The sequence below is a fragment of the Streptomyces barringtoniae genome, from assembly GCF_020819595.1.
Taxonomy (GTDB): Bacteria; Actinomycetota; Actinomycetes; order Streptomycetales; family Streptomycetaceae; genus Streptomyces; species Streptomyces barringtoniae.
The window spans coordinates 37,925-58,749 of sequence record NZ_JAJHNP010000001.1 but is presented as its reverse complement, the minus strand read 5'-3'; the positions used below and the strand labels follow the sequence as shown (position 1 = coordinate 58,749).

22 protein-coding genes and 1 pseudogene are annotated in these 20,825 nt (G+C 71.1%); 6 read left to right on the top strand and 17 right to left on the bottom strand.

Annotated elements, in window-relative coordinates:
* Positions 1-200: 200 nt before the first annotated feature.
* The 17 genes from LMU33_RS00250 to LMU33_RS00170 all read right to left on the bottom strand — a co-directional run bounded on the left by LMU33_RS00250 (position 201) and on the right by LMU33_RS00170 (position 17,784).
* Positions 201-434: a hypothetical protein gene (locus tag LMU33_RS00250; RefSeq protein WP_228616129.1), complete on the bottom strand. Its 234-nt coding sequence runs from the start codon at positions 432-434 to the stop codon at positions 201-203.
* Between the two features lie 416 nt (positions 435-850).
* The gene (locus tag LMU33_RS00245) at positions 851-2,329 is read right to left on the bottom strand and encodes a catalase (RefSeq protein ID WP_228616127.1); all 1,479 of its coding nucleotides are present in this window, start codon (positions 2,327-2,329) and stop codon (positions 851-853) included.
* A 184-nt stretch (positions 2,330-2,513) separates the two neighbouring features.
* On the bottom strand, positions 2,514-3,407 hold the full coding sequence (locus LMU33_RS00240; protein ID WP_228616125.1) for a 2-hydroxy-3-oxopropionate reductase: 894 nt from the start codon (positions 3,405-3,407) through the stop codon (positions 2,514-2,516).
* 42 nt (positions 3,408-3,449) lie between these two features.
* Positions 3,450-4,289 carry a TIM barrel protein gene (locus tag LMU33_RS00235; protein ID WP_228616123.1) on the bottom strand — a complete coding sequence of 280 codons (840 nt, stop codon included), beginning with the start codon at positions 4,287-4,289 and terminating at the stop codon, positions 3,450-3,452.
* A gap of 149 nt (positions 4,290-4,438) precedes the next feature.
* Positions 4,439-5,266 carry an Rv1363c family protein gene (locus tag LMU33_RS00230; RefSeq protein WP_228616121.1) on the bottom strand — a complete coding sequence of 276 codons (828 nt, stop codon included), beginning with the start codon at positions 5,264-5,266 and terminating at the stop codon, positions 4,439-4,441.
* A 34-nt stretch (positions 5,267-5,300) separates the two neighbouring features.
* Complete coding sequence (locus LMU33_RS00225; RefSeq protein WP_228616119.1) at positions 5,301-5,789, bottom strand: Rv1363c family protein; 489 nt, start codon at positions 5,787-5,789, stop codon at positions 5,301-5,303.
* A complete protein-coding gene (locus tag LMU33_RS00220; protein ID WP_228616118.1) occupies positions 5,786-7,060 on the bottom strand; it encodes an MCE family protein in 1,275 nt (424 codons plus the stop codon). The genes LMU33_RS00225 and LMU33_RS00220 overlap by 4 nt, the downstream gene beginning before the upstream one ends.
* On the bottom strand, positions 7,057-8,340 hold the full coding sequence (locus LMU33_RS00215; protein ID WP_228616116.1) for an MCE family protein: 1,284 nt from the start codon (positions 8,338-8,340) through the stop codon (positions 7,057-7,059). The genes LMU33_RS00220 and LMU33_RS00215 overlap by 4 nt, the downstream gene beginning before the upstream one ends.
* A complete protein-coding gene (locus LMU33_RS00210) occupies positions 8,337-9,455 on the bottom strand; it encodes an MCE family protein (RefSeq protein WP_228616114.1) in 1,119 nt (372 codons plus the stop codon). The genes LMU33_RS00215 and LMU33_RS00210 overlap by 4 nt, the downstream gene beginning before the upstream one ends.
* Positions 9,452-10,453, bottom strand: coding sequence for an MCE family protein (locus LMU33_RS00205; RefSeq protein ID WP_372477851.1), 1,002 nt, complete (start codon positions 10,451-10,453; stop codon positions 9,452-9,454). The genes LMU33_RS00210 and LMU33_RS00205 overlap by 4 nt, the downstream gene beginning before the upstream one ends.
* A 242-nt stretch (positions 10,454-10,695) precedes the next feature.
* Positions 10,696-11,736, bottom strand: coding sequence for an MCE family protein (locus tag LMU33_RS00200; RefSeq protein ID WP_228616112.1), 1,041 nt, complete (start codon positions 11,734-11,736; stop codon positions 10,696-10,698).
* A complete protein-coding gene (locus LMU33_RS00195; protein WP_228616110.1) occupies positions 11,733-12,980 on the bottom strand; it encodes an MCE family protein in 1,248 nt (415 codons plus the stop codon). The genes LMU33_RS00200 and LMU33_RS00195 overlap by 4 nt, the downstream gene beginning before the upstream one ends.
* A gap of 5 nt (positions 12,981-12,985) precedes the next feature.
* On the bottom strand, positions 12,986-13,810 hold the full coding sequence (locus tag LMU33_RS00190) for an MlaE family ABC transporter permease (RefSeq protein ID WP_228616108.1): 825 nt from the start codon (positions 13,808-13,810) through the stop codon (positions 12,986-12,988).
* Between the two features lie 3 nt (positions 13,811-13,813).
* On the bottom strand, positions 13,814-14,584 hold the full coding sequence (locus LMU33_RS00185) for an MlaE family ABC transporter permease (RefSeq protein WP_023545776.1): 771 nt from the start codon (positions 14,582-14,584) through the stop codon (positions 13,814-13,816).
* Positions 14,581-15,510: an ABC transporter ATP-binding protein gene (locus LMU33_RS00180; RefSeq protein WP_228616106.1), complete on the bottom strand. Its 930-nt coding sequence runs from the start codon at positions 15,508-15,510 to the stop codon at positions 14,581-14,583. The genes LMU33_RS00185 and LMU33_RS00180 overlap by 4 nt, the downstream gene beginning before the upstream one ends.
* A gap of 109 nt (positions 15,511-15,619) precedes the next feature.
* A complete protein-coding gene (locus LMU33_RS00175) occupies positions 15,620-16,645 on the bottom strand; it encodes an RNA polymerase sigma factor (RefSeq protein WP_228616105.1) in 1,026 nt (341 codons plus the stop codon).
* Positions 16,646-16,698: 53 nt separating this feature from the next.
* Positions 16,699-17,784 (bottom strand): lytic transglycosylase domain-containing protein, encoded by a 1,086-nt coding sequence (locus LMU33_RS00170; protein ID WP_228616103.1) that lies wholly within the window; start codon positions 17,782-17,784, stop codon positions 16,699-16,701.
* Between the two features lie 163 nt (positions 17,785-17,947).
* Here LMU33_RS00170 and LMU33_RS00165 point away from each other — a divergent pair, with 163 nt between their 5' ends.
* The 6 genes and pseudogenes from LMU33_RS00165 to LMU33_RS00140 form a co-directional block, all read left to right on the top strand.
* Positions 17,948-18,196, top strand: coding sequence for a hypothetical protein (locus LMU33_RS00165; protein WP_228616101.1), 249 nt, complete (start codon positions 17,948-17,950; stop codon positions 18,194-18,196).
* On the top strand, positions 18,193-18,561 hold the full coding sequence (locus tag LMU33_RS00160; protein ID WP_228616099.1) for a helix-turn-helix domain-containing protein: 369 nt from the start codon (positions 18,193-18,195) through the stop codon (positions 18,559-18,561). The genes LMU33_RS00165 and LMU33_RS00160 overlap by 4 nt, the downstream gene beginning before the upstream one ends.
* Positions 18,562-18,688: 127 nt before the next feature.
* Positions 18,689-19,201: a 2-oxo-4-hydroxy-4-carboxy-5-ureidoimidazoline decarboxylase gene (uraD, locus tag LMU33_RS00155; RefSeq protein ID WP_228616097.1), complete on the top strand. Its 513-nt coding sequence runs from the start codon at positions 18,689-18,691 to the stop codon at positions 19,199-19,201.
* A gap of 4 nt (positions 19,202-19,205) precedes the next feature.
* On the top strand, positions 19,206-19,598 hold the full coding sequence (gene uraH, locus LMU33_RS00150; RefSeq protein ID WP_228616095.1) for a hydroxyisourate hydrolase: 393 nt from the start codon (positions 19,206-19,208) through the stop codon (positions 19,596-19,598).
* A gap of 5 nt (positions 19,599-19,603) precedes the next feature.
* Positions 19,604-20,527, top strand: coding sequence for a factor-independent urate hydroxylase (gene pucL / locus LMU33_RS00145; protein ID WP_228616093.1), 924 nt, complete (start codon positions 19,604-19,606; stop codon positions 20,525-20,527).
* Between the two features lie 109 nt (positions 20,528-20,636).
* Positions 20,637-20,801: pseudogene (locus LMU33_RS00140) on the top strand (purine permease); the annotation flags it as partial.
* Between the last annotated feature and the right edge of the window lie 24 nt (positions 20,802-20,825).

The window sequence follows — 20,825 nt, the reverse complement described above, 5'->3', positions numbered from 1 at the left end:
CCGTGGCGTCCCCCGTGTGATCCTCTGTTGCGTCCCCCGTCGTGCTCCCCCGTGGTCGGGGCCCGCCGCCCCCGTGCCGGCGGGCCCCCTGTGCCCCTAATCTGCCCCATGGCAGGGGCGGTTGAAGCCTGAGCCGCGGGGTTCAGAGGTTGATTTGAGGGTGGCGTAGCCCGCCTACGACCGCTGTCGTACACCAGCCGCTACAGCTCGTGCTCCGACAGCCCCGGCCAGTCGTCTGGCCCGCCGCCCTGCCACTCGATGAGATCGCTCTCCTCCACCTCGATCCGGTCCAGGTCGGCCAGCCGGAGAATCTCCACGACGTCGTCCAGATGCGAGGCGAGGCCCAGGGTCACGTCCCCCTCGGTCACCCGCCGGGACCCGTCCAGGGCCGGGGAGTGGACCACGATGTGCGGATACTGCGTCGGATTGCCCATGCCCTCAGCGTCCTGCGGATGCGGCGGCCCCGCACGCCGGGCCCGGGCCGCGCCCGGACAGCACGAAGCGCTCCCCCGGACGGGGGAGCGCTTCGTGTGCGTATGGTGACCGTCCGACGGCGCGAGGCTGGGCGCGACAGGTCGTTCGCGCCGCCGGACGGAGCGGGTGGCCCCCGGAAGGGGGCTGGGTGGGACCGTGGCGGCGTGCGACGGAGCCGGGGTCCCTTCCCTCTGGTCGAGAAGGGGACCCGGTCCTTCACCACCGCACTGGCTCGCACGCCGCCACGGTCCTCGCCCTGCCCGCGCCCACCGCCGTACGGCCACCCCTCATCCGGGCCGTCCGGCGTGCCGCGCGGGCCGCGTGCGAGATCCTGACCTCACGTCAGATCTCGTACGCCGCTTGCGGGTTGCTGGCCTCAGTCCTCGCGCAGGGCGCGGACCGCCTCCTCCACGCGCTTGCCGTACTCGGGGTCGGCGGCGTGGAAGTGGGCCAGGTTCTTCTCGATCACGTCGTCGCGGGACACCTGCGAGAGGCCGCCGGCGATGTTCGCGATCAGGCGGGACTTCTCCTCCGCGGACATCAGGCGGTACAGCTCGCCCGCCTGGTAGAAGTCGTCGTCCTTGGTGTGGAGCGGCGCGGTGTGGTTGCCCGTGTGGCCCGACACCGCCAGGGGCGCCGACAGCGGGCGGCCGGTCTCCACCGGGCCGTCGTAGGAGTTCGGCTCGTAGTTCTTGGCGCCGCGGCCCTGGCCGTTGACCGCCATGAAGCCGTCGCGGCCGTAGTTCCGGGCGCCGCCCGGAACCGCCTTGGGGGCGTTCACGGCGAGCAGGGTGTGGTTGACGCCGAGACGGTAGCGATGCGCGTCCGCGTAGGCGAACAGGCGCCCCTGGAGCATCTTGTCGGGGGAGGGGCCGATGCCCGGAACGAAGTTGTTCGGGGAGAACGCGGCCTGCTCGACCTCGGCGAAGACGTTGTCCGGGTTGCGGTCCAGCACCAGGCGGCCCACGCGCTGCAGCGGGTAGTCCTTGTGCGGCCACACCTTGGTCAGGTCGAACGGGTTGAAGCGGTAGTCCGCCGCCTCGGCCGCCGGCATGAGCTGGACGTACAGGGTCCAGGACGGGTGCACCCCGCGCTCGATGGCCTGCAGCAGGTCCGTCTGGTGGGAGTTGGGGTCCTTGCCCGCGAGCTCCGCGGCCTGCTCGCCGCTCAGGGAGCGGATGCCCTGGTTGGTCTTGAAGTGGTACTTGACGAAGAAGGCCTCGCCCTCGGCGTTCGTCCACTGGTAGGTGTGCGAGCCGTAGCCGTTCATGTGCCGGTACGACGCCGGGATGCCGCGGTCGCCCATGAGCCAGGTCACCTGGTGCGTGGCCTCGGGGGCGTGTGCCCAGAAGTCCCAGACGTTGTCCGGCTCCTGGCGGCCCGTGAAGGGGTCGCGCTTCTGCGAGTGGATGAAGTCGGGGAACTTGATCGGGTCCTTGATGAAGAACACCGGGGTGTTGTTGCCGACGAGGTCGTAGTTGCCCTCTTCGGTGTAGAACTTCACCGCGAAGCCGCGCGGGTCACGGACGGCGTCGGCGCCGCCGAGGGAGTCGGCGACCGTCGAGAAGCGCACGAACACCTCGGTGCGCTTGCCGATCGTGCTCAGGAAGTCGGCGTGGGTGAATCCGGTGACGTCGTCCGTCACCTCGAAGTGGCCGTAAGCGCCGGAGCCACGGGCGTGCACCACGCGCTCCGGGATGCGCTCGCGGTTGAAGCGCGCGAGCTTCTCCAGGAGCTGCTGGTCCTGGATCAGGAGCGGGCCGCCTACGCCGGCCGAGGCGGAGTTCTGGTTGTCTGCGACCGGGGCGCCGGACTCCGTAGTGAGTGTTCTCGCCGTGAGCACGCGCTTCGACATCGTGGACCTTCCGTGCGGGTGTCAGCGGAAACCTGTTTCCGCTTTGTGGAGCCTAAAAGTGGGTGGCCGGGGCGTCAACAGTTTGTTGAAGGCGATCTGAGGGTGATTCCGGGCGGCGCCGGCGCCTGGGCGCGACAGGACAGGTGTCAGCGACGGCGCCGCCCGGAAGTCTGTGGGGCTCGGCTCAGACCTGGGCGCCGGAGAGGCGCTCCACCGCCCGCAGCAGGGCCGAGTGGTCCAGGCCGCCGTCGCCCTGGGCGCGCAGCGAGGCGACCAGCTGGGCGACCACGGTGCCGACCGGCAGGGCGGCGCCGACGTTGCGGGCGGCGTCGGTGACGATGCCCATGTCCTTGTGGTGCAGGTCGATCCGGAAGCCCGGCTTGAAGTCACGGTTCAGGAAGTTGTCCTTCTTCCGCGTCAGCACGGTGGAGCCGGCGAGGCCTCCGTTGAGGACGTCCAGCGCGGCCGCGAGGTCCACGCCCGACTTCTCCAGGAAGACCACGGCCTCGGCGCACGCCTGGATGTTCACGGCGACGATCAGCTGGTTGGCCGCCTTCACGGTCTGGCCGGAGCCGTGCGGGCCGCACAGCACGATGGTCCTGCCGAGCGCCTCGAAGATCGGCTCGGCCTGGTCGAAGTCGGCCTTCTCGCCGCCGACCATGATCGACAGCACGGCCTCGATGGCGCCGGCCTCGCCGCCGGACACCGGGGCGTCCAGCACCCGGATGCCCTTGTCCTTGGCGGCGGCGGCCAGGTCGACCGAGGTCTGCGGGGTGATCGAGGACATGTCGATCAGCAGTGCGCCCTGCCGGGCGTTCTCCAGGATGCCGTCGGGGCCGTAGGCGATCGCCTCGACCTGCGGGGACGCGGGCACCATCGTGATGACCACGTCGGCGCCGCGCACGGCCTCGGCGATCGAGGAGGCGGCGGTGCCGCCGGCGGCGGCCAGGCGGTCCAGCTTGTCCTGCTCGAGTGTGAAGCCCGTGACGTCGTAACCCGCCTTGATCAGGTTCTCGGACATGGGGGAGCCCATGATGCCGAGGCCGATCCAGGCGATCTTGGGAAGGTTGCTGCTCATGATGGGGGTGCCTCTCTCAACTACCTTGCAAAGTCGGGGGGTTCAGCGCGCGGCGCGCGCTTCGCGCGGGAGCCAGTCGAAGGCCTCGGCGCTCGGGCGGTCGCCGGCCTTGTACTCCAGGCCGACCCAGCCGTCGTAACCGGCCTTCTTCAGCTGGTCGAGCAGCTCCTCCAGCGGGAGGGAACCCGTCCCGGGGGCGCCGCGGCCGGGGTTGTCCGCGATCTGCACATGGCCGGTCTTCGCCGCGTACTGCTCGATGACCGAGGGCAGGTCCTCGCCGTTCATGGACAGGTGGTACAGGTCCATCAGGAACTTCGCGTTCCCGAGCCCCGTCGCCTCGTTGACCTTGTCCACGATCTCGATCGCCTTGGGTGCGCTCACGATCGGGCACTTCGGCGACTCGGGCTGGTTGAGGGCCTCGATCAGGACGGTCCCGCCGACCCGGCCGACGGCCCGGGCCGCGAGGACCAGGTTCTCCAGGGCGAGCGCGTCCTGCTCGGCCGGGTCCACGCCGTCGACGCGGTTGCCGTACAGGGCGTTGAACGTCGTGCAGCCCAGGGACTGGGCGAAGACGATGGCCACGTCGATGTTGGCGCGGAACCTCTCCGACTCCTCGCCCGGGATCGACAGGGCACCGCGGTCCGGGCCCGGCAGCTGCCCGGCGTAGAAGTTCAGGCCCGTGAGCTGGACGCCCGCGTCCTCGATCGCCTTCTTCAGGGCGTCGAGCTCGGACTGCTCGGGGGTGGGGGAGTCGACCCAGGGCCACCACAGCTCGACCGCAGTGAAGCCCGCCGCGGCTGCGGCCGCGGGACGCTCCAGGAGCGGGAGTTCCGTGAAGAGGATCGACAGGTTGACGTTGAAGCGCTGGTCTGCGAATCCCACGGGGACGGCGCTCCCTTCCCTGTAATTCCGTATAGCGGAAGTTCGTTTCTGCTGTATGGAAAGATTGCCTGTGGGGGTGGAGGACTGTCAAGAGAGCCCACGAAAAAGTGCCCCCGCGCGATCGCGCGGGGGCACCTGTGAAGGCCTGGTCAGAGGGCGTCGACGCCGCTCACCTTCCAGCCGTCGGAGGTGCGGGTGAGCGTCATCCGCACCCGGTTCAGATCCAGCCGGGGCTCGGGGACCTGGGTGCTCTCGGTCACCTGGTTGACGAAGAGCAGCACGACGGCCCTGTCCGGTGCCGCCGACACGACGGAGACCGCGGGGGCGCCTCCGTCGGAGGGCGTGGCCACGCTCGCCTTCACCACCCCGTGGTACTTCGTCGCGGTCGGCGCGACCACCGTCTTCGTGGTCCTGCCGTACTCGTCGCGGAAGTGCCCGGTCAGCAGGGCACGGGCCCGGGCGAAGTCGCGGTCCAGGTGCCGGTAGTCGTACGACAGTACGACCGGCGCCGCCTTCCGTGCCGCCGCGAGGGCCTCCCCGCGGGCCTGCTCCGCCTGCCGCCCCTGCTGGTACCGCCAGCCGAGGAAGGCGGTCGCGACCAGAGCGGCCACGAGGACGGCACCCAGCACCGCGACGAGCACGCGCCGCCCGGTCCTGCGCGGGGGCGCGCTCTCGTCCGGTCCGCTCTCGTCCGGTCCGCTCTCCTCCGGTCCGCTCTCCTCCGGCTCGTTCTCGGACGGGCCGGACTGCTCGGACGACTCGAACGCCTCGGGCTCCGGCGGGTCCTCCCAGCCGTTCGCCGGGGGCTCGACGAGCAGTGTGCGCCCGGGGGAAGCCTCCTCCTGGCGGGCAGCCCGCTCCGGGCGCTCCGGGCGCTCCGGCCGCTCGGCGCGCTTGGCCGCCGCGCGGGCGGCCGCGGTCAGGGTCCGGCGGGCCGGGGAGCCGCTGCCGCGGGTTCGGGAGGTCGGGTTCGCCATGGTGTCTCTCCTCACTGATGGCCTCACCGGCGGGTCAGCCCACGAACGTGACGTCGGAGGTCAGCCACCGGCCGCCGACCCGCGCGAGGTCGAGCTGGAGCCGGTAGGTGCGCGCCTGGCCCCCGGGCGCGGCGGTGTTGGTCACCTTGCTGTCGGCCACGACCAGCACCCGGGCCGAGCGCTCGTCGGAGCGCACGATGCCCGCTTCCAGGACCTGCCCTTCGGACACCGACCTGTTCTGCGCGACGAGCTTCGTCAACTGGGCGGTCTGCGCGGCGAACTGCTTCTTGAAGTCGCCGGTGGCGCCCTTCAGCACGTCGCGGCTGTCCCGGTCGTAGTGCCGGTAGTCGAGCGACGTGAAGTTCAGCGCCGACTGGCGGGCCGCCGCCAGGACGTCCTGACGGCGCTGTTCCGCCCCGCGCTGGTCGGCCAGCTTCAGGCCCAGCCAGACGGACAGCACCGTCGTCAGCACGGTCGCCGCGACGAGGCCCGCCGACAGCAGCCTCAAGCGTCCCCCTGTCATGCCATCGGTCCCACGAGCAGCCATTGCCACGACTCCTTTCCGAAGACGGTCTGTTCGCCACCCGTCGAGCCCATCTCGACGGGCGTTCCGTCCGGGCCGGTCAGGTCGCCGGTCTCCGGGTCGTACGGGGCCACGAACGCGGCCTGGTTCGTGCTGTCCGCACCGGTCCTCGCGCCGGGGGCGTTCTGCGCGCCGCGCACCGAGGTCGCGCTCCCGCGCGGCGCGGTGCAGCGGGCGCCGGTGTTCGCCGGGCGCGGACTCGTGTCGGCGGGCTCGCGCCGCTGGGTGCCGTAGCCCTTGGTGCATGCGGGCGGGTCGTCGGCGTTCACGGTCAGCCCGAAGTGGGTGGTGCCGTCGCCGGGGATGACCGTGTAGCTGCCCGCCACGGTGAGCGGGAGCGTGACCAGGGCCTGCTCCACGCCGGGCAGCCGGGCCACGGTGATCTGGCCGCCGCTGATGAGGTTGGCCAACAGGACCGGCACCTGCGGCCGGGTGGACTTCAGCAGGGAGTCGAGCTCCTGCGTGGCGGGCACCGTATTGCCGATCAGCCGGCGCAGATCACCGTCGCTCGACTTCAACTGCTCGGTGAGCGTGGCCAGATCGCGCGAGAACGACTTGATGGCCGAGCCCTGGTCGGCCTGGGTCTTCAGCACCTTCCGAGAGTCCTCGATCAGCGAGACCGTCTGCGGGAGCGATGCGGACGCCGACTCCACCAGGGAGTTGCCGGAGTCGACCAGCCGGCTCAGGTTCGGCCCGGTACCGGCGAACGCCTTGCCCAGCTCGTCGACGGTGACCCGCAGATCGTCCTTGCCGACCGAGTTGACCAGCCGGTCGAGGCTCAGGACCAGGTCGGTGACCGGCAGCGGGGTCCGGGTACGGCTGCGCGGGATCGGGCTGCCGTCCATGAGGTACGGCCCGCCCGACCCGCGCGGCTGGAGGTCGACGTACTGCTCGCCCACCGCCGAACGGTCGCCGATCACCGCGAGCGTGTCGGCCGGGATCCTCGGGGCACCGTCCTCGATCTTCAAGGCCACCGACACCCCCGACCCGGTCAGCCGCAGGTCGCCCACGCGGCCCACCGGCACCCCGCGGTAGGTGACCTCCGCGCCGGGGAACACGCCCCCGGACTCGGCGAAGTCGGCCCGCACGGTGTAGCCGCGGTGCAGCACGTCGTCCACCAGCCCCGTGTACCGGGCGCCGACGTACGACACTCCGAGGGCGGTGACGGTCGCGAAGGCGAGCAGCTGGGCCCTGACCGTACGTGTGATCACGGCAGTATCCCCTTCAGCATCAGCTCGGCCAGGCCGAGGTCCACCCCGGGAGGCAGGCGGCGCGAGCCGTCCCCGGTGTCGTAGGCCGCGGTGCACACCGGCGGACACAGCACGGTGCTGTCGTCGGAGGGCTTCGAGGGCACGGCGGGCACGGAGGGCACGGACGGGGTGGGCGGGAGGGACGGAGTGGCCGGCAGGGACGGCAGGGGGGCCGGCGTGGGGACACCCGGAAGACGCGGGGTCCCGGGCGCTGGGGTGCTCCTGCCCTTGCCGGGCTTGCCGTCGAGGTTGCCGTAGATGCCCGCCAGGTCGAGGTCGGCGGTGATCTTCAGGTTGACGTAGTCGCCCCGGATCGCGTCCGTGGCGTTGCGCGGGAACGGATACGTGGTCAGCAGTTCGAGCGAGTCGGGCAGGTCGTCGCCCGCCTTGTTCAGCTCCTGCAGGATGGGCCGCAGACTTCTCAGGTTGGCGACGGTGTCGTCGTGGGAGGCGTTCACCACCTTGGTGCCGGTCGTGCCGAGCTTGGACAGCGCGGTGAGCATCTTCGTCAGGTCGCGGCGCTGGTCGGCGAGGGCCTTCAGGGCCGGCGGCATGGTGTCGACGGCGAGGGCGATCGTCTTCTTCTCCTTCTTCAGCCGCTTGGCGAGCCGGTCGACGCCCTTGAGGGCGCGCACGATCTCGTCCCGCTGGTCGTCGAGGCCGCCGAGGAACGTGTCGAGCTGCTTCAGCAGCGACCTGACCCGGTCCTCACGGCCGTTCAAGGCCTTGTTCAGCTCTACGGTGATCGTCTTCAGCTGGGCCACCCCGCCGCCGTTGAGCAGCGCGGACAGGGCCGACAGCACCTCCTCGACCTCCGCGTTGCGGCCGCTGCGGGAGAGCGGGATGCGGTCGCCGTCGCGGAGCCGTCCGACGGGCGGCGTGCCGGCCGGCGCGGACAGGGCCACGTACTTCTCGCCGAGCATGCTGGTCTGTCTCAGGTCGGCGACCGCATTGCCGGGCAGCTTCACCGAGTCGGCGACCCTGAGCCGCACGCGCGCGTGCCAGCCGTCCAGCTCCACCTTCTCGACCGTGCCCACGGTGACGTCGTTCACCTTCACCGCCGACTGCGGCACCAGGTCCAGTACGTCGCGGAACTCGACGGTGACGTGGTAGGCGTGGCCGTCCGAGGCGGCGCCGCCGGGGAGGGGGACGTCGTACCAGCCGTTGAACTCGCAGCCGGTCAGCAGCAGCGAGCCGACCGCCGTCCAGGCGGCAACCCGCCCCGAGCGCAGCACACTCATGCCCGGGCCCCCAGGATTCCGCCGAGGGTCTTGTCGGCCGTGCCCGTCACCGCAGGGGCCGACGGCACCTCGGGCAGCGAGCCGAAGAGCTTCTTCAGGTCCGCGCAGTCGGGGTTCTTGCCGCCCGCGTCCCCGGTCGTCCTCAGGATCGAGCAGAGCAGGGAGGCCGGGTCCTGGGAGGTCTGTGCGTTGTTGCGGGTGTCGAGGGTGCCGGCCGCGGGGTTGTAGGCGTCCTGCAGGTTCGACAGGCCGGTGGGCGCGACGGTCAACAGCTCCTCCAGTGCGGCCCGTTGGCTGACGAGCACCTTGGTGACCTTGGCCAGGCCCCGTACGTCCGAGGTCAGCGCCTTCTTGTTGCCCTTGACGAAGCCGGACACGTCACCGAGGGCGGCGGCCAGGTACTTCAGCGCGGCCGCGAGGTCCTTGCGCTCCCCGGCCAGCTGCCCGGCCACGTCGGCGAGGTCGGTGTCGAAGGACCGCACGCCGGTGTCGTCCGCCGCCAGTGCGGCCGTGAACACCTGCAGGTTCCGCACGGTCCCGAACAGGTCGCCGCGCCCGTCGGACAGCGTGGTGACGGCCTGGGAGAGGTCCCCGACCGTCCGGTTGAGGTTCTCGCCCTGCCCCCGGAGGTTGTCGGCGCTCACCCCGAGCAGCCGGGACAGCGAACCCTTCTTGTTGGCGCCGTCCGGGCCGAGCGCCTCCGCGGTGGTGTGCAGGCTGTCGAAGATCCGGTCCAGCTCGACGGGGACGGCCGTACGGGACTCGGGGATGACGTCGCCGTCCCGCAGCTCGGGTCCCTTCCGGTACACGGGCAGCAGCTGCACATAACGGTCGCTGACCACCGAGGAGTTGATGATCGCGGCCTGCGCGTTCGCGGGCACCCTGCGGCCCCGGTCGTACTCCAGCTCCACCCGCACCCGGCCGCCCTCCGGCGTGATCTTCCTGACCTCGCCGATGCGGACACCGAGGACGCGGACGTCCGAGCCGGGGTAGATGCCGACGGTGCGCGGGAAGTACGCCGTGACCCGGACGGGGTCGGGGCCGGGCCACAGGGCGACGGCCAGGCCCGCGACGACCGCGAGCACGGTGAACAGGGCGAGGAGTCTGCGGGTCATCGGGTGCCTCCCGTCCGTGGCGTGACCGGGGCGGCGACCAGGTTCTGGACGTAGGAGTCGAACCAGCGGCCGTTGCCGAGGGTGTTGGTGAAGAGCCGCACGTACGGCGCGAGGAGCTTGACGCTGCGGTCGAGGCTCGCCTGGTTGCGGTCGAGCATGGTCACGAAGGTGTCGAGGTTCTTCAGGGCCGGTCCGATCTGCTTGCCGTTGTCGTCGACCAGACCGGAGAGCTGGATGCCCAGCAGCGCGGAACTCTTGAGCAGCCGGTGAATGGCCGCGCGCCGCCTGCCGATCTCCTTGAACAGCGCGTCGCCGTCCTTCACCAGCGCGGAGAAGTCCTTGGTGTGGCCGGCCAGCACCTTGGTGACCCCGTTCGCGTGGTCGAGGAGCCCGCGCAGCGCCTTGTCACGGGAGGCGACGGTCCGGGAGATCCGCGACAGTCCCTTGATCGACGCCCGCACCTCCGCGGGAGAGTCCTGGAACGTGACGGAGATCGTGTCCAGCGCCTTCGCGAGCCGGTCCGTGTCGACCTCCTCGGTGGTGGTCGTGAGGTCGCTGAAGGCCTGGACGACGTCGTACGCCGACACCGTCCGCCCGATCGGGATCTCGCTGCCCGGCGTCAACTGCCCGGGCCCCTTGGGGGAGAGGGCCAGGTACTTCGCGCCGAGGATCGTCCTGACCCGGATCGCCGCGCCCGTGTCGGTGCCGAACGCCGGGTGTCCCTTCACCTTGAAGGTGACCTTGACGTGGTCGCCGTCCAGGCCGACGTCCTCGACCTTGCCGACCTTGACCCCGGCGATCCGCACCTCGTCGCCCGGCTTGAGCCCGCCCGCCTCCGAGAAGGCCGCGCTGTACGTGTCGCCGCCGCCGATCAGCGGCAGGCTGTCGGCGTTGAAGGCGGCGACGGTGAGCAGCGCGAGGACGGTGAGGCCGACGGCGCCCACCACGACGGGGTTCCGCTCGCGGAAGGGCTTCAGCCGAGGGCGCCTCAGCCGGATCCTGGGCAGCTTCGGCGGCAGGACGCGCACCTTCACCAGGGGCTGGGGCTGGGGCTGGGGCTTGCGCTGGGGCAGTCGGGGGAGGAGCCTCGGCAGCTTCGGCGGCAGGACCCGTACCTTCACCAGGGGCTGGGGGCGGGGCTTGCGCTGGGGCAGCCGGGGGAGGAGCCTCGGCAGCTTCGGCGGCAGGACCCGTACCTTCACCAGGGGCTCCGGGCGAGGCCGCCGCGGGACGCGCATGCTCATCCGCCGCACCTCGCCTGTGCCACGTGCAGCTCCGGGCTGATCACCTGCTTCGTCTTCGGCAGCACGATCCGGCCGTCGAAGTCGCAGAGGTAGAAGTTGAACCACGAGCCGTAGGACGCCGTCCCGGTCAGCTTGTTGAGCTTGTTCGGCAGCCGTTTCAGGACGCCCTCCACGGTGGTCTGGTTGTCGTTCAGCGTTCCGGTGAGATCGCCGAGGCCGGCGATGTCGTCCTTCAGCGGCGGACGCGCGTCCTTCAGCAGCCCCGCCGTGACGTCCGTGAGACCGCCGATGCTCACCAGGGACTCCCCGATGGGCTTGCGGTCGGCGGACAGCCCCGAGACCACCCGGCGCAGCTGCGTGAGCAGCCCCGAGAAGCGCGAGCCGCGCTTGTCGAGCGTCCCCAGGACGGTGTTGAGGTTGTCGATCACCGAGCCGATCAGCCGGTCGCGGTCGGCGAGGGTCGTGGTGAGCGAGGCCGTGTGCGCGAGCAGGCTGTTCACCGTGCCGCCCTCGCCCTGGAGGGTCCGGACGATCTCGGTGGCGAGCTGGTTGACGTCGTTCGGGCTGAGCGCCGCGAACAGCGGCTTGAAGCCGTTCAGCAGGGCGTTGAGGTCCAGCGCCGGCTGGGTCCGGGACAGCGGGATGGTGCCGCCGGGCCGCAGCCGGCTGCTGACGTCGCCGGTGCCCTCGGTCAGTGCGATGTACCGCTGCCCGACGAGGTTGCGGTAGCGGACCACCGCGTGGGTGCCGGCGAGCAACGGCCGGTCGGCGGTGACGGTGAACGTGACCTCGGCCAGGGTCCGGTCCTTGATCCGGATGCCTTCGACCTCCCCGACCCGCACTCCGGCCACCCGGATGTCGTCGCCGTTCTCCAGCCCGGTGACGTCGGAGAACACCGCGTGGTAGGTGTCCTTCGGGGTGAAGGAGATGTTGACGATGGTGGCGGCGAGCAACGCCGTCGCCGCGCTGGTGACCAGCGCGAACAGGCTGAACTTGATCAGTGGGCCGGCGGTCTGCCGGGCTCCTGCCCTGCTCATGCGACGCTCACCGCCGTTCCGCGCGCGAGCGGCCCGAACAGCAGGGTCGCGACGGGCGGCACCTGGTCCGCGGGGACGCCCATGACGGGGGCCACGAGCGAGCCGACGGCCCGCTGCTCGGCCGCGGTGGCGGACACGTCGACACCTCCGGGGAGTGGGCCGCCCGAACTCCGGGCGGACGTACCGTCGTCGAGATGGGGCTTCGGCCCGGGCACCTGCGGGTGCGGCAGGCCACGGCAGTCCGGGCCGGAGTGCTCGCCGTACACCGGCTCCTCACCGGGCCGGTACGCCCCCTGTGGCCGTACGACCTCGAGGGTGATCCGCATCTCCCCGCCCCGGAACGCGTCCTCCGACGCCTTCTCCTGCCGGACCAGACCCTGGAACAGGCACGGGTACTCGGGGGAGTAGCGGGCGAAGAGTTCCAGCGTGGGGCGGGAGACCCGGCCCAGGGTGATCAGCCGGTCGCCGTTCTCGGTAAGGAAGCCGTCCGCCGTGCCCGCCACGGCGGCGGTCGAGCGGAGCCCTGCTGCCAGCTGGTCCTGCTTCGCCACGATCGTCCGGCTGGTGGTGACCGTGTTGCGCAGGATCCGCATCAGGTCGGGTGCGGCGTCGCCGTACACCTCGGCGACGTCCGCGAACCGCGAGATGTCCTCCTTGAGGGAGGGCAGGTGCGGGTTGAGGCGGCGCAGATAGCCGTCGACCCGGGTGAGGTTGTCACCGATCCGGTCGCCGCGGCCCTCCAGCGCCGTGGCGAACGCGCTGAGGGTGGCGTTGAGTTCACCCGGCCGGACGGTCCGCAGCAGCGGCAGCAGGTCGTTCATCAGTTGCTGCACCTCGATGCCCACCCTCGTACGGTCCTGGGTGATGACGTCCCCGGCGCGGATGGGCCGAGCCGAGGAGCGAGGGGGAGCCACGAGGTCGACGTACTTCTCGCCGAACAGCGTCTTGGGCAGCAGCCGCGCGTGCACGTCGACGGGGATGTACGTGGCGTACTGCGGCTTGAGCGCGATGTCCAGCGTCGCCTTCGTGCCGTCGGCGTGCACCTCGCGCACCTCGCCGACCAGCACCCCGCGCAGTTTGACGTCGGCGCGCGGATCGAGCTGGTTGCCGAGGCTGTCGGCGTCCAGGGTGATCGGTACGACGGACGTGAACGCCTGCTGGTAGACGGCCACGGCGAGCGACAGCAGCAACGCGAGTACGGCGATGAACGCGATGCCGTACAGCCTGAGTCTCAGCGTTCTCACCGGCCTCACCCCGAGATCCGTACGGTCGTGTTGGCGCCCCAGATCGCGAGGCTCAGGAAGAAGTCCAGGACGTTGATGGCGACGATGGACGTCCGCACCGCCCGGCCCACCGCGACGCCGACGCCCGCCGGGCCGCCGCTCGCGTGGTAGCCGTAGTAGCAGTGCACGAGGATGATCAGCACCGCGAAGACGATCACCTTGCCGAAGGACCACAGGACGTCCACCGGCGGCAGGTACTGCTGGAAGTAGTGGTCGTAGGTGCCGGTCGACTGCCCGTAGTAGCCGGTGGTGATGGTGCGGGCGGCGAGGTACGAGGACAGCAGCCCGATCACGTACAGCGGGATCACCGCGACGAAGCCGGCGATCATGCGGGTCGTCACCAGGAACGGCAGCGACGGGACGCCCATCACCTCCAGCGCGTCGGTCTCCTCGCTGATCCGCATCGCACCGAGCTGCGCGGTGAACCCGGCGCCGACCGTCGCGGACAGGGCGAGTCCGGCCACCAGCGGGGCGATCTCCCGGGTGTTGAAGTACGCCGACAGGAACGCCACGAAGTTGGAGGTGCCGAGCTGGTTCAGGGCCGCGTAGCCCTGGAGGCCGACCTCGGTACCGGTGAAGAAGGACAGGAAGGCGATCACGCCGACCGTGCCGCCGACGACGGCGAGCGCACCGCGCCCGAAGCTGACCTCGGCGAGCAGCCGCAGGATCTCCTTCTTGTAGCGGCGCAGGGTACGGCCGGTCCACGCGAGCGAGCGGCCGTAGAAGGACAGCTGGGTGCCCAGCTCTTCGAGGGAGCGCAAGGGGCGCTCGAGGACTTTTAGAGGTCTCATCGGCTAACCCCTCTGCGGGACGACCTGGAAGTACACGGCGGTCATCACGAAGTTGGTCACGAACAGCAACATGAAGGTGATCACCACGGACTGGTTGACGGCATCGCCGACGCCCTTCGGCCCGCCCTTCGCCGTCAGTCCCTTGTACGAGGCGACGATCGCCGCGATGGCCCCGAACACCAGCGCCTTGATCTCGGCCGCCCACAGGTCGGACAGCTGGGCGAGGGTCGTGAAGGACGCCAGGTAGGCGCCGGGGGTGCCGTGCTGGAGGATGACGTTGAAGAAATAGCCGCCCGCGACGCCGACGACCGAGACGAGGCCGTTGAGGAGCACGGCCACGACCATCGACGCGAGCACACGCGGCACGACGAGCCGGTGGATCGGGTCGATGCCGAGCACCTGCATCGCGTCGATCTCGTCCCGGATCTTGCGCGCCCCCAGGTCCGCGCAGATCGCCGTACCGCCCGCACCCGCGATCAGCAGTGCGGTGACGATCGGCGAGGCCTCGCGCAGCACAGCGAGCACGGACGCGGCACCGGAGAACGACTGCGCGCCCAGCTGCCTGGTCAGGCTGCCGATCTGCAGCGCGATGACCGCTCCGAAGGGGATCGAGACCAGAGCCGTCGGCAGGATCGTCACGCTCGCCACGAACCACGCCTGCTGGATGAACTCCCTTGCCTGAAAGGGCCTTCGGGGCAGGGTACGGACGACGTCCAGCGCCATCGCGAACAGGTTGCCGGAGTGCCTGAGCGCACCGGTCGGGGACAGGCTCATCCGCCCGTCACCCCCGTCCCGTGCAGCTCGGCCTCCCGTCTCGCGATCGCCTCCCAGCGGGGCGGGCGGGTGATGCCCGGGCTCGGCAGCAGGCGGGGAGTCAGGCTCTCGGCCGTACCGCCCTCGTCGATCTGGGCCAGCTCCTGCTCGACCAGGGCCGCGTCCTTCTCCTCCGCCATGCCGATCGGCCCCTGCATCCGGCCGTTCAGGAACTGCCGTACGACGGGCTCGTCGCTGGCCAGCAGCCGCTCGCGGGGTCCGAACATCACCAGCTCGCGCCGGAACAGCAGCCCGATGTTGTCGGGCACCTGCCGGGCGGAGGCGATGTCGTGGGTGACGATCAGGAAGGTCGCGTCGATCTGTGCGTTGAGGTCGACGATGAGCTGGTTGAGATACGCCACGCGCACCGGGTCCAGGCCCGAGTCCGGCTCGTCGAACAGGATGATCTCCGGGTCGAGGACCAGGGCGCGGGCGAGCCCGGCCCGCTTGCGCATACCGCCGGAGATCTCGCCGGGCAGCTTCCCCTCGGCGCCGAGCAGCCCGACCATCTCCATCTTCTCGAGGACGATGCGCTTGATCTCGCTCTCGGACTTGCGGGTGTGCTCGCGCAGCGGGAAGGCGATGTTGTCGTAGAGGTCCATCGAGCCGAACAGCGCGCCGTCCTGGAACAGCACACCGAACAGCTTCCGCACCTCGTACAGGTCGCGTTCGCGCAGGCGGGTGACGTCCCGGCCCGCGACCTTCACCGAGCCCCGCTCCGGCTTCAGCAGCCCGACGAGCGTCTTGAGGAACACCGACTTGCCCGTCCCGGACGGCCCGAGCAGCACCGAGACCTCCCCGGCCGGGAGCGTCAGCGAGACGTCCTCCCAGATGACCTGGTGACCGAAGGACTTGGTCAGCCCTTCCACACAGATCTCGACACCCATCCGGTTCCACCCTTCGCCCGCGGAGCAGCTGCGACATCTGCTCTACGGGGCGGGGCGGGGTGTCCGTCGCGGCGACCGGGAAGTTTTTTTCGCACGCGTTTACGGCGTGCTACGGCAGCTTGACCTGCTGCGGCGGCGTGGCGCGCGCCGGCAGCTTCACGGAAGGCACGCTCGGCGTGGGAACGGGGAGGGAAACGGAGGGGAGGGACGGCGCCGTGGGGAGCGGCGGCACCGAGGGCACCGCGGACTTTGTCGGGAGCTCCGGAAGCGATGGTGAGGAGACCTCCGGCAGGGGCGGCACGGCGAGCGGTGCGACGGGTCCGCCGGAGGGCGGTCGAGTCGTTGCCCGGGTCGGGGCCGCGGACGGCCTGTGCGTCCTGGGAGCGCGCGCCTGCCCGGTGCTGCTGGTGCTGCCGGTGCTCTCGCTGCTGTCGGCCACCCGCGCCCCGCTGGAGACGGCCGGCCGCGGCACGGGACCGTTCCCGTCTCCGCCGGCGTGGAGCGCGTACGGCAGCACGAATCCCGCGACCGCCAGGGTCGCCGCCGTCGAGGTGACCGCGACCGCCTGGGCCTTGCCGCCCCCGCGCAGCCGCCCGCGCCCGACCAGGAACAGGGCGAGCCCGAGCGTCCCGGCCAGCGAGGCGCGCAGCGTCCGCCGGGCCCGGGCGAGCAGCGACTCGACGGTCCGGTAGCTGAGGCCCATCCGCACCGCGACCTGGCTCACGTCCAGGTCCTCGGACTTCAGTCGCAGCGCCTCCGCCTGCCGGGCGGGCAGCTCGCCGCTGCGCACGGCGAGCCACTTCGCCTCGGCCCGGTCGCACACCACCTCCTCGACCGGCACCGGACCCGGCGCGACGAGCGTGGGGCGGCTGCCCACCTCGGCCTCGCGGTTGACCTGCCGGTACCGGTCGACGCACAACCGCATGGTCACCGTCGTCAGCCAGGCGCCGAGCCGCTCGTCGTCGAGGTCCGGGCGCTCCGCGGCGCGCAGCATCGCCTCGTGCACGGCGTCCTCGGCGTCCTCAAGGCTCATCGAGCGCCGCCGGGCCACCTTGAGCAACTGCTCACGATGGCTCCACATGCGCTTCCAGCGCTCGTCGGCGGCCGCTGTGTCCGCAGGCATGTCCGTCGCCATGAGGGCCCCTTCGCGCTCACCCGCCGGTCCGGTGCTCCCGGCGGATGGCGACATTACCGCCGGGTATCCGCGGTTGTGGAGGGGTCGACGCCCATCGTGTTCCAGCTGTTGCCGGAGGTCAGCGGCCCGGCATCGGGCAGCACGCCGCCGGGCAGGGTGAGGCTCGGCTCGGGGACGGGAGCCTGCGGGGTCCCGGGCCCCTCGGGGGCGGCGGTGGTGGGAGACGGGGCGGGGGAGGGCGAAGCGGGTGGTGCCGACGGCGTGCGCGAAGGGCCCGGGCGGCCCGGCCTCCGGTCGTCCGACGGCTTCGGCGAGGGTTTCGGGGCCTTCCGGCGGGACGGCTCCGGCCGGTCCCCGGACCCGGCGGGCGCGTCCGGCACGACCCGGTGTCCCGTCAGGTAGTACGCGTACCAGGCCCTGACCGTGCGCAGATACGCGTCCGAGTGGTTGTAGCCGAGGATCGCCCGGTCCAGGTCGGCGGGGTTCGACAGGTCCCGGCCGCCCGCGCACAGGTAGCGGCCGGCGGCGAGAGCGGCGTCGTAGACGTTGTCCGGGTCCGCGCGCCCGTCGCCGTTGCCGTCCGCGCCCCAGCGGGCCCAGGTCGACGGGATGAACTGCATCGGGCCGACCGCGCGGTCGTACACCGCGTCCCCGTCGTACGCGCCGCCGTCGGTGTCCGCCACGACGGCGAAGGCGCCGCCGGTCAGCCGGGGACCGAGGATGGGCGTCACGGTCGTACCGTCCGGGGTCACCCGGCCGCCCCGTGCCTGTCCGGACTCCACCTGGCCGATCGCGGCCAGCAGCTGCCAGCGCAGCCGGCAGCCGGGCGCGGTGCGTGCCAGCTCCTCCTCGGCACGCCGGTACGCGGCGAACACGGTCGCGGGCAGGGCGCCGCCCGTCACGGCCTGGGCCGAGGCCCGCCCAGGGGTGCGCAGCGGGGGCAGACCGGTGCGGTAGGGCGCGTCACCGGACACGCTCGGTCCCTGCTCCGCGGCGGGTGCCGTCTGCCGCGCGGGCTCCGTGGCCTGCGCCGGGACCGCCCCCGGCGCCTGCGACGCGGTCAGCGCGGCCATCGCCGCCGCCGCGATCGCCGAACCCCTGGCACCCCGCAACGCTCCTTTGAGCTCACGCGCTGTCATTGTTCCGTCCCCTCCCTGCATGGACCCGTCGTCCGCTCTACGCGGCCGGACGGCCGGTCCGTCGCACGGAGTGGGAGGAGCGGGGGGAGGGAGTGGGAGCCGGGGCAACCGGAGGACTCGGAGGGACTGCCGGAGAAACGATGCCGCGCGCTAGGTTGAGCTCGTGCGATTGAGAGTGGAGTTCACGACCGAGCCCTTCGACCTGGACGAGGCGCCCGCGCACGCGCTGGCGGCCCGCGAGGTGATCGAGGCCGCGGAGCTGGACGCGGTGGACGTCGGTCCGTTCGGGAACACGGCGGAGGGCGGCGCCGGCGCGGTGCTGGCCGCCGTGGACGCGCTGCTGCGCAAGTCCCTGGAAGCCGGTGCCACCCGGATCTCGCTGCAGGTCAACGTGATCGGAGCGGGGGAATGACCGGCACCGGCGACGAGCCCTTCATCACGGCTGTGAAACCGCTGGTCGACGCCATGGGCGGGGAGATGATCCCGCCCGACGAGGCCGGCCCCGAGGACGTCGTCCTCGCCTGGGAGGGCGTCGACGTCGTCGCCGTACGCCTGCCCCAGCTCGCGGACTCCCTCGACCACATCCTGGCGGCCATGGAGCGCAGGGAGGGCCGCCCGCTGGCCGACCTGGACCGCAAGGCGAAACAGGAGGTCGTCCGGATACTGGAGGCACGCGGCGCCTTCGCCGTGCGGCACGGCGTGGAAACCGTGGCGGGCGCGCTCGGGGTGAGCCGCTTCACCGTCTACAACTACCTCAACCGGGAGAAGGGTGCCTGAGCCGACGCCACGGGATCCGTAGCGCTGCGGCCGAATTTTCAACAAAGTGTTGACGTTGTGTTTCGGAGGGCGTTAGCTGTTCGCAGCCCGTTCAGCACGAAGGCCGAATCCGGCCACGGAGGCTCCCGTGACTTCGACTTCCACGCCCCCGGGCCTGGCCCGGTTCAACGATCTGGAGGAGCGCGAGGCCCTCGCCGCCCTCCACGAGGCGTGCGCCTCCACCGAGTGGGCCCGGCGACTGCTCGCCGCCCGCCCCTACGCCACCCCCGAGGCGCTCTACGCCGCCAGTGACGCCGCCATGGCCGAGCTCGGCACCACGGACCTGGCGGAGGCGATGGCCGGGCATCCGCCGATCGGGCGCCCCAGGGCCGGGGACCCGGCCTCCGCACGGGAACAGGCCGGCATGGCCGGCGCCGCCGAGGAACTCAAGGCCGAGATGCTCGAACTCAACCTGGCCTACCAGGAGAAGTTCGGCCATGTGTTCCTGATCTGCGCCACCGGCCGGACCGGCGAGCAGATGCGCGACGCGGTCAAGGAGCGGATCGGGAACTCGCCGGAGCAGGAGAGGGAGATCGTCCGCACCGAGCTGGGCAAGATCAACCGCATCCGACTGGCCCGACTCGTCGAAGAGGACGCCTGACACCATGAGCACCAGCACCACCGCCTCCGTGTCCACCCACATCCTGGACACCTCGATCGGCCGCCCCGCCGAGGGCGTCGCCGTCCAGCTCGCCGCCCGTAGTGGCCGGGACGCGAACTGGCAGGCGCTCGGCGGCAGCGCGACCGACGCCGACGGCCGGTGCAAGGACCTGCCGGCACTGCCGGAGGGCACCACCCACGTACGGCTCGACTTCGCCGTCGAACCGTATTTCGAGAAAAAGCAAGCCGATGCGCAGCAGGACGCCCCCGCGAATCGGGACAGCGGTGCCGTGTTCTTCCCCGAGGTGGCGATCACCTTCGCCGTGAAGCCCGGGGAGCACTACCACGTACCGCTGCTGCTCAACCCGTTCGGCTACTCCGTTTACCGAGGGAGCTAGCAGAAATGCCCACGATCCTGGGACAGAACCAGTACGGCAAGGCCGAGAACCGAGTCGTAAAGATCACGCGGGACGGCGCCACCCACCACATCAAGGACCTCAACGTCTCCGTCGCGCTGAGCGGCGACATGGACGAGGTCCACTACTCCGGCTCCAACGCCAACGTCCTGCCGACCGACACCACCAAGAACACGGTGTACGCGAAGGCCAAGGAACACGGCATCGAGTCCGCCGAGCAGTTCGGCATCCATCTCGCCCGCCACTTCGTCACCACGCAGGAACCGATCCACCGCGCCCGGATCCGGATCGAGGAGTACGCCTGGGAGCGGATCGAGACCTCCGACGCCAACTCCAAGTTCATCGGCGCGGACGAGGTCAAGCACTCCTTCGTCCGCAAGGGCCAGGAGATCCGCGTCACCCAGGTCACCTACGACGGCGAGAAGTGGGAGGTCGTCTCCGGCCTGAAGGACCTGGTCGTGATGAACTCGACGAACTCGGAGTTCTGGGGTTACGTCAAGGACAAGTACACCACCCTGCAGGAGGCGTACGACCGCATCCTGGCGACCCAGGTCTCCGGCCGCTGGCGGTTCAACTGGACCGACGACGAGCAGAAGATGCCCAACTGGGAGAAGTCCTACGAGCAGGTCAGGAAGCACATGCTCCAGGCCTTCGCCGAGACCTACTCCCTCTCCCTGCAGCAGACGCTGTACCAGATGGGTGCGCGCATCATCAACAACCGCAGCGAGATCGACGAGGTCCGCTTCTCGCTCCCGAACAAGCACCACTTCCTGGTCGACCTGGAGCCCTTCGGGCTCAAGAACGACAACGAGGTCTACTTCGCCGCCGACCGGCCCTACGGCCTGATCGAGGCGACGATCCTCCGGGACGGCTGTGAGCCGCAGATCCCGGTGGACCTCACCAACCTCTGACGCGGGACGCGTGGCCCCGGACCCGCCCACCGGGCCGGGGGCACGCCACACCGGAGGGAACGCCATGGCACAGCCTGCGAAGGGGTCGGCCCACACCCCTTGTTCCACCCCGCCGACCGCACCGACCCTCCACACCGGCTTCCCGGCCCGGGCGCAGACCGTGCTCGGCTCCGGGATCAGCGCGGGCGCGCTCGCCGCGGTCCTGCCCAATTTGTTCTTCCACCACCTCGGCACCCGGAGCGGCGGCCCCGCTCCGGCACTCAAATCCTCCTAGGGTCCTGCCGTGCCCTCCCCGTGG

What these genes read in the sequence shown, in the direction of transcription:
- LMU33_RS00250 (WP_228616129.1), bottom strand. Translation starts at nt 434, where the DNA reads ATGGGCAATCCGACGCAGTATCCGCACATCGTGGTCCACTCCCCGGCC.
- LMU33_RS00245 (WP_228616127.1), bottom strand. Translation starts at nt 2,329, where the DNA reads ATGTCGAAGCGCGTGCTCACGGCGAGAACACTCACTACGGAGTCCGGC.
- LMU33_RS00240 (WP_228616125.1), bottom strand. Translation starts at nt 3,407, where the DNA reads ATGAGCAGCAACCTTCCCAAGATCGCCTGGATCGGCCTCGGCATCATG.
- LMU33_RS00230 (WP_228616121.1), bottom strand. Translation starts at nt 5,266, where the DNA reads ATGGCGAACCCGACCTCCCGAACCCGCGGCAGCGGCTCCCCGGCCCGC.
- LMU33_RS00225 (WP_228616119.1), bottom strand. Translation starts at nt 5,789, where the DNA reads ATGACAGGGGGACGCTTGAGGCTGCTGTCGGCGGGCCTCGTCGCGGCG.
- LMU33_RS00215 (WP_228616116.1), bottom strand. Translation starts at nt 8,340, where the DNA reads ATGAGTGTGCTGCGCTCGGGGCGGGTTGCCGCCTGGACGGCGGTCGGC.
- LMU33_RS00210 (WP_228616114.1), bottom strand. Translation starts at nt 9,455, where the DNA reads ATGACCCGCAGACTCCTCGCCCTGTTCACCGTGCTCGCGGTCGTCGCG.
- LMU33_RS00200 (WP_228616112.1), bottom strand. Translation starts at nt 11,736, where the DNA reads ATGAGCAGGGCAGGAGCCCGGCAGACCGCCGGCCCACTGATCAAGTTC.
- LMU33_RS00190 (WP_228616108.1), bottom strand. Translation starts at nt 13,810, where the DNA reads ATGAGACCTCTAAAAGTCCTCGAGCGCCCCTTGCGCTCCCTCGAAGAG.
- LMU33_RS00185 (WP_023545776.1), bottom strand. Translation starts at nt 14,584, where the DNA reads ATGAGCCTGTCCCCGACCGGTGCGCTCAGGCACTCCGGCAACCTGTTC.
- LMU33_RS00180 (WP_228616106.1), bottom strand. Translation starts at nt 15,510, where the DNA reads ATGGGTGTCGAGATCTGTGTGGAAGGGCTGACCAAGTCCTTCGGTCAC.
- LMU33_RS00175 (WP_228616105.1), bottom strand. Translation starts at nt 16,645, where the DNA reads ATGGCGACGGACATGCCTGCGGACACAGCGGCCGCCGACGAGCGCTGG.
- LMU33_RS00170 (WP_228616103.1), bottom strand. Translation starts at nt 17,784, where the DNA reads ATGACAGCGCGTGAGCTCAAAGGAGCGTTGCGGGGTGCCAGGGGTTCG.
- LMU33_RS00160 (WP_228616099.1), top strand. Translation starts at nt 18,193, where the DNA reads ATGACCGGCACCGGCGACGAGCCCTTCATCACGGCTGTGAAACCGCTG.
- uraH (WP_228616095.1), top strand. Translation starts at nt 19,206, where the DNA reads ATGAGCACCAGCACCACCGCCTCCGTGTCCACCCACATCCTGGACACC.
- pucL (WP_228616093.1), top strand. Translation starts at nt 19,604, where the DNA reads ATGCCCACGATCCTGGGACAGAACCAGTACGGCAAGGCCGAGAACCGA.